This window comes from Spartinivicinus poritis (assembly GCF_028858535.1).
In the GTDB taxonomy this organism is placed as follows: domain Bacteria; phylum Pseudomonadota; class Gammaproteobacteria; order Pseudomonadales; family Zooshikellaceae; genus Spartinivicinus; species Spartinivicinus poritis.
Map to the genome: position 1 here is coordinate 45,854 of NZ_JAPMOU010000022.1, position 15,474 is coordinate 61,327.

Consider the following 15,474-nt stretch of genomic DNA (forward strand, 5'->3'; position numbering starts at 1 on the left):
GTTTAATTATAAGTAATTTATTTGGCACTAGTTGTTTAATCCAAGATGCCATTAAAAAAATTAGGTATCAAGTTGTTTTAATTTGAATGCTAAATATTGAAGTTTGAGTGCCCAGTCTTGAACTTTAGGTACCAAGTAGTGAAGGAAGTTTAGGTAGTAGTGATAAGAATTATTTGAGCAGTATGCTGACTTTACTTTTATACAGTCCATCAGAACATGTTTGTTTGCATTGGCAAAGAGCGCTTGCTGACGCTAACTACAAGCTGATTACGACTTCTTCTCTGCAAGATGCCTTAAGTAATTTGCGCACCATCCATGAAAGTATTTACCTGCTGCATGAGCGCGATCTAGCTGATCCACTGACAATGATTCCAGAGTTGATTACTCAACAATCACAAGCAAAAGTTGTTGTACTGGAAGATGAGTATGATACTAAACGGGCGTATACCTATTTTCAAGCAGGTGTCGTCGGTGTATGTAATGCCTTTATGGCTGCGAAGCAAATCCCATTATTAATTGCTGTAGTATCACAAGGACAGGTATGGTGTGGAAAACCTTTTATGGAAGCTATGGTAAAAAGTCTTGCTCAGCAACCGAATAAAAAAGCGAATACGGAACTATTACACAAACTGTCTCCCAGAGAGCAGGAAGTTGCACTACAAGTGGTGGAAGGACTCAACAATAAAGAAATCTCCAATAAAATGGGTGTATCTGAGCGAACAATTAAAGCCCACCTTTCGAATATTTTTAAAAAACTCAATGTAAAAGATCGACTGCAACTCGCTTTATGTTTACGGCAGTGAGAATTATTTCTCAGCAATAATTAATTCGTACTTTTGTACGATTGTTGCTTTTTACCCCTTAATTAAATATTAGCCCCAGACAACACAATTCAGTTGATGGAGGTTAATTAATTATTATGAAGGACCAACAGGGGTTAAATAATTCACAAAATAATCTGAACGATTCGACAGTTATTATTGGTGAAGTAAAAGGAGTTTCAGGAAAAGCAATTGCAACATCTGAAAATGGCACACAAAGAATTTTACACACTGATGATAATATTTTTAAAAATGATAAAATCACAGTAATTTCTGGCACAGTTCACATAGAATTTTTTGAAAGCAATGGTTATGTTACTTTAGGTCCAGGGGATAAGGTTTTACTTGATGAGTCAGTTTATACTGCTGAACCCCATTATGTGCCAGAATCAGTCGTAGATGCTAAAGCGATAATTGCTGCCATTGATTTAGGTGCTGACCCCACAAAATTATTACCTCCTACTGCTGCTGGTCCAAAAAATACTGCACCACCTGCAATTGAAGAAAATGAAGGATCGCCTGGATTTCCTGTTATTGATAGAGATGGAGGTTCAACAATTGCTGACTCAGGCTTTGATACTGCACCTTTTGTTGGTATTCCAGTCGTTGGGTTTGTGGATGACGATGAGGATGAAAATAATACAGGTGAAGAGGAAACACCAGAAGGTCCAACAGATCCAGTAGATCCAGTAGATCCGGTAGATCCAGTAGATCCAGAAACGCCCACTAATAAGCCACCGACTATTGACCTCACTAGCCAGCTAACGGTTTTAGATGAATGTATTGATACCTCTAATCCCATCAAGATTGGTACTTTAAAAGCCGTTGATCCTGATAATAATTTCAGTCGTTACATCATTACAGGTAAAGATAAAGACCTGGTTGAAATTTCAGGCGATATGTTGCAGCTAAAGCCTGGGGTTATGTTAAACGTAGGGACAATCAGTATTTCGATTGTGGGTGAGGATGCAGACAAGGCAACCAGTAATCAGATTGATTTTAGCGTTGATGTGGTTCCTGGTAACGTTCCAGATATCGAAGACCAACAGAAGTTTTATATAGAAGAAAATAGTGCTGCAGGTACTACAGTTGGTACAGTTAAGGCGAATGGCTCAGGCAAGCTGACCTTCAAGTTTGAAAATGGTACGCAAACCAGTAAAGACGGTTACTTTAGTATTGATGCTGTAACGGGTGTTATTACCTTAACCGCTCTCGGAGAAGCTACAAAGGCTAATGGATTATTGAACTTTGAATGCCTTCCTAATACAGATACGCTACGGGTGACAGTTACGAGTGAGACAGGGAAGTCCGTAACCGAGGACGTCACTGTTTGCATTACAGATGAACAACCACCTACTATTGACTTGGATAGTAGCCTAACATTATTGGAGGCTGGAAGTACTTCTTCTAAAGTGTTTATTGGTACTTTATCTGAAACTGATCCAGAAGATAATTTTGAAAGATATGAAATTTCTGGTAAAGATAAAGACCTGGTAATAGAGGAAAACGGCGAGTTATATATTAAAGATAATGTAACTTTGAATGCCGGTGAACTTAGCATTTCAATAATTGGTATTGATGCTACAGGAGAAAAGGGTAACCAGGTTGACTTTACGGTTGATGTTGTTAACCCAAGCCCTATTACCGCTTCTCAAAAAGATGAGTTTTACTTTGGTCCTAATAAAGCAACAGCTGCTAATCCTGTCGTGGATATGATTGATCAGTTTGATGTGACTGAAGGGGACTCATTAAATCTAAAAGACTTGCTAGTTGATGAAGAAAATAATCCACTGGATGAGTACTTAACTCTTAACTTTGCAAATGGCTCAACAACAATTGATGTAAGTCCAGAAGCAAATGGTGATGTGACTTATAAAATTATCTTAAAAGATGTTGATCTGTCTGCTCAGTATGGAACTATGGACACAAATATAATCCTCAATAATTTATTGGATGACAATAATTTGATTGTTGACAAATAGAGACAGTAGCCTCTAAAAAAGATATATACTTGTATATCTTTTTATCGAAGCGGCTATATACCATCTATAAAGAGAATGGTATATAGCCGTTTTTTTATGGTTAGCTTTTAAGTCGCTGATGAAAACATCAAAAAAAGACTGGTTAGTTTATATAGTCGAATGTGCAGATAATACTTTGTACACAGGTATTACCAATAATTTGGAAAGAAGAATAAATCAACACAATACAGGAACGGGTGCTAAGTACCTGAAGGGCCGCAGACCAGTAAAACCTGTATATATAGAGTCAGGTCATGATCGTTCAAGTGCGTCCAAACGGGAAAATAGTATTAAACGGTTCACTCGTCAGCAAAAAATTAAGCTGATTAATTATAAGGGCTCCTCTAATAAAGAATTTTAGATCACAATACCCAACTATCACAAAAGCCTGATGTCTAACCTCGGAGCAATAGTTACTTAGACTAAAAGTCATTTAAACTAATGAGAGGAGCTTATGAAGCGACATTTAGTGTATTTGCTGACAGCTATATTACCCTTCTTTAGTAGTTTATCTACTGCTGCAGAGCTTTCGGCTGACAAGGCTTCTAACGTTGTTACTGGTTCTGTTTCCTATTTGAAGCGAATTGCTTTACCTAAAGAGGCGGTTGTTGAAGTGCAGCTGGTTGATGTCTCTTTGCAAGACGCGCCTGCAATAGTGATTAGTGAGCAAACCTATACAGGTAAACAAGTACCTATTCACTACAGTTTGTCTTATGAACCGAAAGAGATTAAGCCAACCCATGACTATGCAGTGCAAGCAAATATAACGGTCAATGGTAAGCTTTTGTTTATTAATACCCAGCGATATAGTGTGTTAACTAAAGGCAGTGAAAATAAAGCAGATTTAGTATTGGAAATGGTGAAGTAACATATTGACGCTTTGGTATAAACCAGCGGCTTGGCGTGTTGAAAGCCAAGCCGCTGATTATAAGTCATATATTAATTGGTCTTATACCAATTGAGTGGCGGATCTTCTCTAAAAGAGGAGTGGTTTCAGCCCGAGCTTTCGCTGCGCCTTTATTTAACACATCTTCAATATAATCAGGATTACTGAGCAGTTCTTCATACTTGGCTCTTGGTTCTTTAAGATGATTGTTTAAGTATTCAAACAACTCTTGTTTTAGCTCACCCCAAGCAGCACCGGCTTCGTATTGAGCACGCTTAGCTTGGATTTCCTCTTCAGTAGCAAATGCGCTGTAGATCTCAAACAGCGTACAGCTATGTGGGTCTTTAGGCTCGCCTGGCTCTAAAGAGTTGGTTTTAATTTTCATGATCAACTTACGTAATTTTTTCTCTGGCACAAATAACGGAATAGTATTGTCATAACTTTTACTCATCTTCCGTCCATCAAGCCCACTCAGTACAGCTGAATCTACGTCAACGACTGCATCAGGTAGGTTGAAGCCAACTTTGTAATGATGGTTCATTCGCCCAGCAATATCTCTGGTCATTTCCAGATGTTGAATTTGGTCTTTGCCTACAGGCACTTTTTGTGCGTTTAGCACCAAAATATCTGCAGCCATCAAGACGGGATAGCCAAACAGTCCCATAGTGATGCCTTTATCAGGGTCGCTTGAGCCTTCGTCTTCATTGAGTTGTACCGCCGCTTTGTATGCATGAGCGCGATTCATCAGGCCTTTAGCTGTGAGGCAGGAAATGATCCAGTTTAGCTCCATTATTTCTGGAATATCAGACTGCCGATAAAAACAAGCCTTGTCGGTATCTAAGCCAAGAGCTAGCCAGGTTGCTGCAATTTCTTTAGTGGACTGATGAACCCTTTCTGGGTCGCGAGCTTTAACAATGGCATGGTAATCAGCCAAAAAGTAGTAAGACTGAACATCGTCTTGTTTACTGGCTTCGATTGCAGGGCGAATGGCTCCAACATAGTTTCCTAAGTGAGGGGTTCCTGTAGTGGTTATCCCTGTTAATACTCTGGTTTTACTCATGGCATTTGCAGTTATCTAATATAGGCTTATCGAAAACGAAAAATTATACACCTGGAGATGTAGCTTTCGCGAATGGTTTTTGGGTGGCTCATATGAAGTGATAGGGTGCCCTATCTATGGTAGGAAAACAGTCAAGAAAAAAGCCAGTGTTGAAGTCTCAACACTGGCTATCTAAAGAAGAGAGAGTTTGTATGTTTGTTATTACTCGCTTGTAGGTAGTTTCCACAATGTAGTGGGTACAACTACGAATTTTGTATTTTTCTTCAGCTGATACACTTACACGCAGTTAAGTTACTCGCTTGACTCCTAATTGGTACACTTTCACGCCCTAGCATCCCTCCTAATACGCTAGGGCTTTTTTTTTGCTTGCTCGATAATACTCCCTAAATTTGTTTCGGTCTATACCTATATAGGAAATTCTTAGATTATTTTTGCCTTTGTTTCAAAAGTACACGACATAGAGTGCAAGAGACTAAGACTATCATCTTGTTTTAGTACCCTTTCTTTATTACCCCTACAACCAGCCAAGTCCGTTCAAACTGTTAAAGCATATACTCTTAGCTTTATTGATTAGAAATAAAGTATGATTACAATAGCTATCTATTGATAGGTTGGTTGGCTGTTTCCTATGGCTTAAACTCACAAGTAGTGCTAGTGGACTTACAATAAAGGAAGGAAAAATGAGTAATGAATCAATGTTTGCACGGTACTCAAAAGTCAATGCAGATTTCAGTAAGCGAGTAGTGATTAGTCCAGAGAGTTATCAATGGGTTGATTCGCCAGTGAAAGAAGTGACTAGGGTGATGCTTGATCGAATTGGTATGGAGGTTGGTAGAGCAACCTCATTAGTTCGCTATGAACCTAATAGCTATTTCACTGAGCATACACATACAGGGGGAGAGGAGGTGCTTGTTATTGAGGGGATATTTGCTGATGAGCATGGACAGTATCCTGAGGGCAGTTATATACGTAACCCCATTGGTACCTCTCATTCACCACAGGTAGGAGAGGATGGAGCGTTAATTTTTGTTAAGTTACACCAGTTTGATCCAGCAGATACAAGCCCAATCAGAATTAATACTCAAACTCAAAGCTGGCATCCTGGGTTGGTGGCAGGTTTAGCTGTAATGCCCTTACATGAGTTTCAAGGAGAAAATACAGCCCTGGTCAGGTGGGCGCCAAATACCCTGTTTAAGCAGCATATCCACCCAGGGGGAGAAGAAATTTTGGTGTTAAAAGGGACTTTCTATGATGAAGAGGGAGCTTATCCTGCTGGTACTTGGCTGCGCAACCCACCTTATAGTAGGCATACGCCGTATACTAAAGAAGACGGTGCATTGATTTATGTAAAAGTAGGGCATTTGCCTCCGAAAAGCTAAAATAGGAGGTTTTTTTAGAAGTTATTAATGGCTTTTTTATTGAAGACAATATTTTTGAATGAGGCTGGCCATATTAAATGGGGTGCAATAACGCTTGTAAGGGCAAGGGGTATACCTAAAAAAGTATTTATGAATAAAGCTACAATAAAAAAGTAGCCAGTTATTGTGTTGATGGGCAAACTCTCAGAATGAGTGCCCATATAAACAGAAGCGTTATAGTTTTTTATTGTCTCCAGCGCAGTTGATTGTAGAACCTATTTAAAAAATAGACCGCTTAAACTCCCATTTATTACTATTTTGCAAGCAGGCAATAGCTGGACGAGACTCGCGAGAGATGGAGCCATTGCTATCTATTTCAACGGAAATAGAGTAATTGCGACAGGCTTCGCCTTCACTATTGGTGTAAGTACTACCAGCAGAGAACCCAAAAGTGCCTAGTTTTTGGTTACGCCATTGGCGATACTCTCCTTCGCCAAAGTCAGCAAATGCTTGCTGAATTACATTCTCATCCTGGTCAGAAATTGACGAAAGATCAATTTCGCTGTCATAACTCCAAAGCGTCCATTTTAAAATGTGAGATCGCTCAAATTCCCAAATTTCAACTAACTCAGTTTGGTTATTTTCTTCTGATCCTGCTGGTTTTTTAGTCGCTGCTTGGCAGCCAGATAAAATAATTAGCACCAGACCAACTATGGTGGCTACGGATATATTTTTCATGGTGTTACCTTCTTACTACGCCTTAGTACTGTCTCTCGGTCTAAGCACAGGGGAGCTTCATAGAGTGCTTGCTCAATAACTTTAACGATTGTGATACAGCGTTTTAAAAATAAGTGCAACATTATTTATTGGACAAAGTAAGAAATGAAAATACTCAGCACTAATTTAAATGTAATTTTGAGTGTTTTGTAATCATGTTCAATAGGTTATTGTGAAGTTGGTTTTTTAATTAATCAGTGGTGAGATAAATCATGTGTAGTGGTTTTTATAGGCTTCAATGACGGGAAAAGCACCTGCATGCTCAGTGAGTAGAGTTGAATAAGCGTTTACAAATAAAAAGAGAATGGTGGGGTTTTGTGAGGTTAGCCTCCTACTTGAAGACCGTAGCCTTCAAGTAGGAGGGGAAGTTGGGCTGATTTAGAAACGCTTGTTAGGTTAGCTCGATTAATGACTTTTCTTCTTCCACTTCTTTGGGGGGGCAGTGGTAACTGCTATGCACTTTTTTATCTCGAATCGATTCTAAGTGTACGTCAAAACCCCATAGGTTATGGATGTGCTTCAGCATTTCTGGTGTGGTTTTGCCTAAAGGGCGCTGTTGGTGTTGATAATGACGTAGAGTGAGAGAGCGGTCTCCTCTAACATCGACATTAAACACTTGAATATTAGGCTCTCGGTTACCCAGGTTATACTGAGCAGCTAACGCCTCTCGTACTATGCGGTATCCTTCATCATTGTGAATAGCTTCAACTTCTAGGTAAGGTAAATTTTCATCATCTCTAATGGAAAACAGTTTTAAATCTCGAATGACTTTAGGGGACAAAAACTGCAGTATAAAGCTTTCATCTTTGAAATTTTTCATTGCAAAATGCATGGTTTCCAGCCAGTTTGACCCAGCAATTTCAGGAAACCAATGTTTATCTTCTTCAGTTGGGTTTTCACATATACGACGAATATCCATCATCATATGAAAACCAAGGGTATAGGGGTTAATGCCAGAATAACGAGGGTCATCAAAACTAGGCTGAAACACTACATTAGAGTGGGAGTGCAGCATTTCCATAATAAAGCCATCAGTTACCAGGCCTTCTTCATGCAAATGATGCAAAATGGTGTAGTGCCAAAAGCAAGCCCAGCCTTCATTCATTACCTGGGTTTGTCGTTGTGGATAAAAGTATTGAGCAATTTTGCGAATAATTCGAATGACTTCTCGTTGCCAGGTTTCTAATAATGGTGCATTTTTTTCGAAGAAATAAAGAATATTTTCTTCAGGGTCATCTGGAAAACGCTTTTCTTTTTTGCCCTTTCCTTTAGACTCTTGTTTTGGAATAGTATTCCATAGTTCATTTAACTGGCGTTGGCGATATTCTTCCCGCTCTTGCTGGCGAGCTTTTTCTTCTTCTGTTGATAATGGTGTTGGCCTTTTATAGCGGTTAACCCCATAATTCATTAAAGCATGACAGGAGTCGACTAAATCTTCAACGGCATCTATGCCATAGCGTTCTTCGCATTTACTAATATAATTTTTAGCAAACAATAAATAATCGACTATTGAGGTCGCATCAGTCCAGGTGCGGAATAAATAGTTACCTTTAAAAAAAGAGTTATGACCATAACAGGCATGGGCAATAACTAACGCCTGCATAGTCATGGTATTTTCTTCCATTAAATAGGCAATACAGGGGCAAGAGTTAATCACTATTTCATAAGCTAACCCCATATAACCGCGGCGATAGTTTTGCTGTGTATTTAAAAATTGCTTACCGAAAGACCAATGGCTATACATTAATGGCATACCTGTTGATGCATAGGCATCCATCATTTGCTCAGAGCTAATCACTTCTATTTGGTTTGGGTATGTATCCAGTTGGTAATGTTCGGCAACCCGGCTGATTTCCTGGTCATATTTTTCAATTAATTCGAAAGTCCATTCAGAGCCTGTTGAAATAGGTTGCTTCTTTTTCATGCTTCCTTCCTTTCGAATAATTGCCGGAAGACTGGGTATATATCATTAACCGACTTGATTTGTTGCATCGCAAAGGTTTCTGGAAAGTCTTCTACAACTTTTTCGTATTCTCGCCACAAGTTTTGGTGGTGCCGGTCGGTAATTTCGACATAAGCAAAATACTGAACCAGAGGCATAATATGATTCACCAGAATGTCACTACAAATAGTAGAGTCACCTTCCCAGTTGTCACCGTCAGATGCTTGGGCAACGTAGATATTCCAGTCTTGTACAGGATAACGCTCTTTAATCACATCTCGACTTAATTCTAAAGCGCTAGAAACAATAGTGCCGCCAGTTTCCCTAGAATAGAAAAAATCATTTTCATCTACTTCTTTGGCTGAGGTGTGATGGCGAATAAAAACAACATCAATTTCTTTATAGGTTCGTTTTAGAAACAGGTAGAGTAAAATAAAAAACCGTTTGGCTATGTCTTTAATTTCTTGTGTCATGGAGCCAGAAACATCCATTACACAAAACATTACGGCTTTCGTACTTGGTACCGGTGTCTTTACATAATTGTTATATTTTAAGTCAAACTCGTCTATAAAAGGCAAACGTCTCAGCTTTAAATTAAGCTCCCGAATACGATCTTTAATTTCTTTGGCACGAATCTCATCATAAGCCCCAGGATTGACTTCCATTTCCCGTAATTCACGTTTAAGCTCGCGAATTTCTTTACGGTCAGAGCCTGATAGAGCAATGCGTCGGGCATGAGCGCTGCGTAATGAGCGAATAATATTAAGTTTTTCTGGAGTGCCTTTACTGGTAAAACCTGCCAGCCTGAATTTATAAGCTGTTGATTCTTTGAGCTGTTTTTTTACTAGGTGAGGCAGCTCCAAATCTTCAAACATGTACTCCAAAAACTCATCATGATTAATCTGGAAGGTAAAATCATCCATCCCTTCGCCTTGGTTGCTGGCACGACCAGAGCCACTGCCAGAGCCACCACCAGCCTCTGGTCGGCGAATTTTGTCACCACTGACAAACTCTTTGTTGCCAGGGTGAACGATAGTGTTTTGACCTCCTCTGCCATGATGAAAAATAGGCTCAGATAGATCCTTATCTGGTATGGTTATTTGGCTCCCGCTTTCTACATCGGTAATACTGCGCTTGTTAACTGCATCGGCCACTGCCCGCTTAATATGCTTTTTATAACGGTGCAGAAAACGCTGGCGGTTAACCGTGCTTTTATTTTTACCGTTGAGGCGTCTATCTATAATATGACTCATGGACTTACCTGCCGGTTAACTCAACCAATTATTGTGATTTTCTTACTCTGATATACCACTCTGAAAGTAGTCTGACTTGTTTTTCGGTGTAGCCTCTTTCTATCATGCGTTTTACAAATTCGTTGTGTTTCCGTTGATCTTCGTTAGATGCTTTAGCATTAAAGGAGATGACGGGTAACAAGTCTTCTGTATTGGAGAACATTTTCTTCTCAATAACCGCGCGCATTTTTTCATAGCTAAGCCAGCTTGGGTTTTTACCTTTATTATTGGCGCGTGCCCGCAATACAAAATTAACGATTTCGTTACGGAAATCTTTTGGATTAGCAATGTTGGCTGGTTTTTCGATTTTTTCTAACTCATCATTAATTGCTTGCCGATCAAGGATATCACCTGTTTCTGGATCACGGTATTCTTGGTCTTGTATCCAGAAGTCTGCATAAGTGATATAGCGATCGAAAATATTTTGACCATATTCAGAGTAAGACTCTAGGTAAGCGGTTTGAATTTCCTTGCCAAGAAACTCAATGTATTTAGGTGCCAGGAATTCTTTAATAAAACGTAAATAACGCTCGTGAACTTCAGGTACATATTGTTGTTGTTCGATTTGCTGTTCTAATACATAAAGTAAATGTACTGGATTTGCAGCAATTTCACTGGGGTCAAAGTTAAATACTTTTGACAGAATTTTAAATGCAAAACGTGTCGACAGACCTTCCATTCCTTCGTCGACACCAGCAGAGTCATGGTATTCTTGTAATGACTTAGCATTGGGGTCTGTGTCTTTCAGGTTTTGCCCATCATACACTTTCATTTTGGAGTAAATATTGGAGTTTTCTGGCTCTTTAACGCGAGATAGCACTGAAAACTGTGCCAACATTCTTAGGGTATCGGGTGCACAAGGTGCGTCTGACAGAGAGCTATTTTGTAATAACTTCTCATAAATTTTCACTTCTTCTGTTACTCGTACACAATAAGGTACTTTGACGATATAAACCCGGTCTATAAAGGCTTCATTCGTTTTATTATTTTTAAAGCTTTGCCACTCTGATTCGTTAGAGTGGGCAAGGATAATACCCTCAAAAGGTAAACCACCCATTCCTTCAGTGCTGTTATAGTTACCTTCTTGAGTTGCTGTTAACAGTGGGTGTAGTACTTTAATAGGGGCTTTAAACATTTCCACAAACTCTAACAACCCTTGGTTGGCACGACATAAGCCACCAGAGAAACTGTATGCATCTGGGTCATGTTGAGCATATTCCTCTAACTGTCTTATATCGACTTTACCTACCAGACTGGAAATATCTTGGTTATTTTCATCACCCGGTTCAGTTTTCGAAATAGCGATTTGGTTAAGAATTGATGGATATAAGCGAACAACTTTAAATTTCGAAATATCGCCGCCATACTCTTTCAGACGTTTAACTGCCCAAGGAGACATAACACCTTTTAAATAACGTTTAGGAATACCATATTCTTCTTTTAAGATATTGCCATCTTCTAAAGGATTAAATAAGCCTAAGGGTGATTCGAATACGGGTGAGCCTTTAATAGCATAAAAGGGAATATGTTCCATTAAACTTTTAAGTCTTTCTGCTAATGAAGATTTACCTCCCCCAACAGGACCTAGTAAGTAAAGAATTTGTTTCTTTTCTTCTAGACCTTGAGCCGCGTGTTTGAAATAAGCAACGATTTGCTCAATACATTCTTCCATGCCATAAAATTCAGCGAATGCAGGATACCGTTTAATAAGCTTGTTGGAGAAAATTCTGCTCAATCTGGGGTCGCGTGCAGTATCAATTAATTCAGGATCACCTATAGCGGCTAGCATGCGTTCAGCTGCATTAGCATATGCCATACGGTCTTTTTTACAAAGTTCTAAATACTCCTGGAGATTTATTTCTTCTTCTTGAATAGACTCATAACGACTTTTAATAGAGCTAAAAATATCCATTATATTCACCCGCTGACATGTAAGTAATTAAAATTCCAAATCCATCAAACCCTTAGACTTATGATTTATAAATTTGTTAATAAAAAAAGTTATGAATATTGCGAAGCAATTAGAACCTAACTTTCTAGTTCAGTTTTAATTGCCTGCAGAAATCGGGCCGCTTCTCCCCCTGTTACAGCACGATGATCAAATGTTAGGGATAAAGGCATTATTTTATGTATAACTATCTCGTTATTTATTGCAACAGGTTCTCTTCTGACGCGTCCGGTGCCTAATATACAAACTGTCGGGGGTACTACAATTGGGCTAGCATAACGGCCAGAGATGGTGCCGAAATTACTTAGAGTAAGTGTAGCACCTTGTAGCTCTGACGGCGGAATTGTGCGTTTCTCTACATCTTTTCTCAGTCTATTTAGTCCTTTTCGTAAATCAGCTATATCTCGCTTTGCTACATCTCGTAACACAGGAACAAATAATCCTTGTGGGGTATCAACAGCAATACCGACATCCACTTTTTTGTGTAGCCGACGTGCCATTCGTTCGCCATCAAACCAGGCATTTAAATGGGGCTCTACTGTGCAAGCCTTAGCAAGTGCCTTAACCAGGCGAATAGTCATGTCTTCTTTGGGCTGCCAGTGATTAATATCTGCATCATCAAACAAGGTAACAGGTACAATTTCCTGATGCGCCAGTGTCATGTTTTTAGCCATATGCTTTCTAACACCAGTCAAAGGCTCTGCCTGACTACCCAGTACGGAGTTCAAGCGAGCAGCCTGTTCTACATCTTCGGTGTTGATAAACTGGTTGGCTCCCGTTGCTTTAACGGTTGATAGGTCAATATTCAGGCGTCTTGCTAAGGCTCGTACTGCTGGAGTGGCTTTTATCTGTGCTTGACGGCTAGTACTGGGTGAGGCACCGATAATAAACTCATCTTCTTCATTGTCACCTTCAGTTGCCTGCTTGATTTCACCTACAACAGTGCCTGTATCCTCATCTTCTTCATTAGCAAACTCCACTAATGGCTCGCCTGTGTGGATAGTGTCTCCTTCATTTACAAAAAGTTTGGCAATTACACCTGACTGGGGAGCGGGAACATCAACAATGGCTTTAGCTGTTTCTACAGATACGAGTATTTGGTCTTCTTTTACCTGTTCGCCAGGTTTTACATGCCACTTCACTATATCTGCTTCAGGAATTCCTTCACCCAGATCGGGTAATTTAAAAAATCTCATGCTTGCTCCATGGTTTTATTCACAGCGTTGATGATGTCGTTTTTACTAGGAATGTAATATTGCTCCATACGGTAATAAGGCATGGTGATATCATAGCCGGTGACTCGTTCTACAGGCGCTTCTAACTCAACAGCAGCGTGGTAGTTAATTTCAGCAGCTATATCAGCACTAACAGCACCTGCTCGAGCAGCTTCGTGGACAATGACACAACGACCGGTTTTTTGGACTGAGGCAAGGATGGTGTCATAGTCAATGGGCTTAATAGTGGCAAGATCGATGACTTCAGCAGAGATGCCAGTTTCCTCTAGTTGCTTGGCTGCTTGAAGGGTTTCTTGAACGGAGGCACCCCAGCTGATCAGGGTGACATCGTGGCCTTCTTTTAAGGTGAAGCAGGTATCTAGTGGCAAAGGTTCGCCATCATTAGGGACGATTTGCTTAGATGCTCGATAGATACGTTTGGGCTCAAAAAATAGCACTGGGTCAGGATCTTGAATGGCTGCCAGCAAGAGGCCATAAGCTCGCTTGGGTGAAGAGGGGATCACTACTCGAAAACCTGGAATATGGGCGAACAAGGCTTCAGTGCTTTCGGAGTGATGTTCTGGTGCATGAATACCGCCACCAAAGGGGGCACGCACTACCATTGGGCAGGTGAGTCGGCCTCGGGTTCTGTTGCGCATTCGAGCAGCATGGCACATGAGTTGTTCAAGCGCTGGGAAGATAAAGCCCATAAACTGAATTTCTGCGACAGGCTTTAGCCCTTGGGTAGCCATGCCAATACTGACTCCGCCAATCAGTGCTTCGGCTAAAGGAGTGTCCATTACGCGTCTAAAGCCAAATTTTTCTTTAAGCCCTTGGGTAGCCCGAAAAACGCCACCATTGACACCCACATCTTCACCCAGCACTACGACATCAGGGTCGTTGGTCATGGCATAGTGCAACGCTTGATTAACCGCCTCCACTAAGGTGATTTTATCAGTCATGACCACCTCCTTTGGTAACCTTGGCTTCCATTGCCATTTGTTGCTCCGTCAAACTAACTGGCATTTGCTGATAGTGGTGAGTAAATAAGTCGCTTACAGGAGGCAAAGGAGTTTTCAAATACTCATCAACTGATTGTTGTACGTGATCTGCAACCTGAGCTTGGAGGCGTTGTTCTTTTTGTTCATCCCACCAGCCATTACTATGTAGATATTGCTGAAGTCGTTTAATAGGTTCCTTAGACCAACCTGTTTTAAGCTCTTCTGCATTTCGGTAGCGAGTAGCGTCATCAGCCGTGGTGTGGTCGCTGAGCCGATAGCTCATAGCTTCAATTAAGGTAGCACCTTTACCCGTTCTTGCCCTGTGAAGGGCATGGCTAATGACCTCATGGAGGGCAATAACATCGTTACCATCGACCTGTAAGGCCGGAATACCTGCACCAATACCTTTTTGCGCTAAAGTAGGAGCGCCACATTGGAGTCTCCTTGGCACAGAAATAGCCCACTGGTTATTGTTGATAATAAATACCAGCGGCAGCTGCCAAATACCCGCCAGATTAATACTTTCTAAAAAGTCTCCTTTAGAAGTTCCACCATCACCACAAGTACAGAGGACAGCACGTTGTTGGCCACGAATTTTAATTGCAGCAGCCGCTCCGGCAGCATGTGGCACTTGAGTAGCAATAGGAACACAATAAGGTAAGTCTTCTTTGCAATCTGGGTTGGCACTGCCTCGTTCATCACCTCCCCAATAACGATACACATCGGCTTGCTTCATACCCCGTATTACCATGGCGGCATGGTCTCGGTAATAGGGGACAAAAACATCATCTGTGGCCATCACACTTCCAATGACGACCGCGATGGCCTCTTGACCCAATGTTGAGGGATAAGTGCCTAGTTGACCTGTTCGCTGTAGGGCAATGGCTTTTTGGTCAGCCTGTCGGGCTTGCACCATTTCTCGATAGTAAGAAACCAGCGTGTCAGGCTTGCTTGCCCACTCTGGTAACGGTTGGGTGAGTTCTGCGCGCTCATTTAGGTATTGCACATAATCAATGGTGACTTTGGTTTGAGAAATACTCTTTTGGGAAAAACTGCTTTGGGACATGTAATCCCCCTTTTTTATATTTATCATTAAGCTGGTGGTAATCTCAGATCTATTGAGAAACCAAGCGTGGAGCTGGTCATGGGTTGTT

Annotated in this window: 13 protein-coding genes; 5 read left to right on the forward strand and 8 right to left on the reverse strand. The window is 40.6% G+C overall.

The features are described 5' to 3' along the window. The first annotated feature begins 182 nt into the window (after window positions 1-182). The 4 genes from ORQ98_RS16630 to ORQ98_RS16645 all read left to right on the forward strand — a co-directional run bounded on the left by ORQ98_RS16630 (window position 183) and on the right by ORQ98_RS16645 (window position 3,710). The gene (locus ORQ98_RS16630; RefSeq protein WP_274689928.1) at window positions 183-803 is read left to right on the forward strand and encodes a response regulator transcription factor; all 621 of its coding nucleotides are present in this window, start codon (window positions 183-185) and stop codon (window positions 801-803) included. 116 nt (window positions 804-919) lie between these two features. Then, window positions 920-2,803, forward strand: a complete 1,884-nt coding sequence (locus ORQ98_RS16635) for a cadherin repeat domain-containing protein (RefSeq protein ID WP_274689929.1) — start codon at window positions 920-922, stop codon at window positions 2,801-2,803. 118 nt (window positions 2,804-2,921) lie between these two features. Beyond that, complete coding sequence (locus ORQ98_RS16640) at window positions 2,922-3,203, forward strand: GIY-YIG nuclease family protein (RefSeq protein ID WP_274689930.1); 282 nt, start codon at window positions 2,922-2,924, stop codon at window positions 3,201-3,203. Between the two features lie 93 nt (window positions 3,204-3,296). Beyond that, a complete protein-coding gene (locus ORQ98_RS16645) occupies window positions 3,297-3,710 on the forward strand; it encodes a YbaY family lipoprotein (RefSeq protein ID WP_274689931.1) in 414 nt (137 codons plus the stop codon). A gap of 64 nt (window positions 3,711-3,774) precedes the next feature. Here the strand turns inward: ORQ98_RS16645 and ORQ98_RS16650 are convergent, their stop codons facing one another. Then, the gene (locus ORQ98_RS16650) at window positions 3,775-4,788 is read right to left on the reverse strand and encodes a tryptophan--tRNA ligase (RefSeq protein WP_274689932.1); all 1,014 of its coding nucleotides are present in this window, start codon (window positions 4,786-4,788) and stop codon (window positions 3,775-3,777) included. A gap of 680 nt (window positions 4,789-5,468) precedes the next feature. Here ORQ98_RS16650 and ORQ98_RS16655 point away from each other — a divergent pair. Further along, window positions 5,469-6,167 (forward strand): cupin domain-containing protein, encoded by a 699-nt coding sequence (locus tag ORQ98_RS16655; protein WP_274689933.1) that lies wholly within the window; start codon window positions 5,469-5,471, stop codon window positions 6,165-6,167. A gap of 258 nt (window positions 6,168-6,425) precedes the next feature. On the opposite strand, the gene ORQ98_RS16660 is transcribed toward ORQ98_RS16655, so the two are convergent. From ORQ98_RS16660 to pdhA, 7 genes are all read right to left on the reverse strand, one after another. Further along, complete coding sequence (locus ORQ98_RS16660) at window positions 6,426-6,884, reverse strand: hypothetical protein (protein ID WP_274689934.1); 459 nt, start codon at window positions 6,882-6,884, stop codon at window positions 6,426-6,428. Window positions 6,885-7,314: 430 nt separating this feature from the next. Then, window positions 7,315-8,847: a SpoVR family protein gene (locus ORQ98_RS16665; protein WP_274689935.1), complete on the reverse strand. Its 1,533-nt coding sequence runs from the start codon at window positions 8,845-8,847 to the stop codon at window positions 7,315-7,317. Then, window positions 8,844-10,118 (reverse strand): YeaH/YhbH family protein, encoded by a 1,275-nt coding sequence (locus tag ORQ98_RS16670; protein WP_274689936.1) that lies wholly within the window; start codon window positions 10,116-10,118, stop codon window positions 8,844-8,846. Before ORQ98_RS16670 ends, ORQ98_RS16665 begins: the two co-directional genes overlap by 4 nt. A 28-nt stretch (window positions 10,119-10,146) precedes the next feature. After that, window positions 10,147-12,069 (reverse strand): PrkA family serine protein kinase, encoded by a 1,923-nt coding sequence (locus ORQ98_RS16675; protein WP_274689937.1) that lies wholly within the window; start codon window positions 12,067-12,069, stop codon window positions 10,147-10,149. A 116-nt stretch (window positions 12,070-12,185) separates the two neighbouring features. After that, entirely contained in the window at window positions 12,186-13,301 is a 1,116-nt protein-coding gene (locus ORQ98_RS16680) for a dihydrolipoamide acetyltransferase family protein (protein WP_274689938.1), read from the reverse strand. Then, the gene (locus ORQ98_RS16685) at window positions 13,298-14,281 is read right to left on the reverse strand and encodes an alpha-ketoacid dehydrogenase subunit beta (protein WP_274689939.1); all 984 of its coding nucleotides are present in this window, start codon (window positions 14,279-14,281) and stop codon (window positions 13,298-13,300) included. Before ORQ98_RS16685 ends, ORQ98_RS16680 begins: the two co-directional genes overlap by 4 nt. Then, window positions 14,274-15,386 (reverse strand): pyruvate dehydrogenase (acetyl-transferring) E1 component subunit alpha, encoded by a 1,113-nt coding sequence (gene pdhA, locus ORQ98_RS16690; protein ID WP_274689940.1) that lies wholly within the window; start codon window positions 15,384-15,386, stop codon window positions 14,274-14,276. The genes ORQ98_RS16685 and pdhA overlap by 8 nt, the downstream gene beginning before the upstream one ends. Window positions 15,387-15,474: the final 88 nt, after the last annotated feature.

What these genes read in the sequence shown, in the direction of transcription:
- ORQ98_RS16630 (WP_274689928.1), top strand. Translation starts at nt 183, where the DNA reads ATGCTGACTTTACTTTTATACAGTCCATCAGAACATGTTTGTTTGCAT.
- ORQ98_RS16635 (WP_274689929.1), top strand. Translation starts at nt 920, where the DNA reads ATGAAGGACCAACAGGGGTTAAATAATTCACAAAATAATCTGAACGAT.
- ORQ98_RS16640 (WP_274689930.1), top strand. Translation starts at nt 2,922, where the DNA reads ATGAAAACATCAAAAAAAGACTGGTTAGTTTATATAGTCGAATGTGCA.
- ORQ98_RS16645 (WP_274689931.1), top strand. Translation starts at nt 3,297, where the DNA reads ATGAAGCGACATTTAGTGTATTTGCTGACAGCTATATTACCCTTCTTT.
- ORQ98_RS16650 (WP_274689932.1), bottom strand. Translation starts at nt 4,788, where the DNA reads ATGAGTAAAACCAGAGTATTAACAGGGATAACCACTACAGGAACCCCT.
- ORQ98_RS16655 (WP_274689933.1), top strand. Translation starts at nt 5,469, where the DNA reads ATGAGTAATGAATCAATGTTTGCACGGTACTCAAAAGTCAATGCAGAT.
- ORQ98_RS16660 (WP_274689934.1), bottom strand. Translation starts at nt 6,884, where the DNA reads ATGAAAAATATATCCGTAGCCACCATAGTTGGTCTGGTGCTAATTATT.
- ORQ98_RS16665 (WP_274689935.1), bottom strand. Translation starts at nt 8,847, where the DNA reads ATGAAAAAGAAGCAACCTATTTCAACAGGCTCTGAATGGACTTTCGAA.
- ORQ98_RS16670 (WP_274689936.1), bottom strand. Translation starts at nt 10,118, where the DNA reads ATGAGTCATATTATAGATAGACGCCTCAACGGTAAAAATAAAAGCACG.
- ORQ98_RS16675 (WP_274689937.1), bottom strand. Translation starts at nt 12,069, where the DNA reads ATGGATATTTTTAGCTCTATTAAAAGTCGTTATGAGTCTATTCAAGAA.
- ORQ98_RS16680 (WP_274689938.1), bottom strand. Translation starts at nt 13,301, where the DNA reads ATGAGATTTTTTAAATTACCCGATCTGGGTGAAGGAATTCCTGAAGCA.
- ORQ98_RS16685 (WP_274689939.1), bottom strand. Translation starts at nt 14,281, where the DNA reads ATGACTGATAAAATCACCTTAGTGGAGGCGGTTAATCAAGCGTTGCAC.
- pdhA (WP_274689940.1), bottom strand. Translation starts at nt 15,386, where the DNA reads ATGTCCCAAAGCAGTTTTTCCCAAAAGAGTATTTCTCAAACCAAAGTC.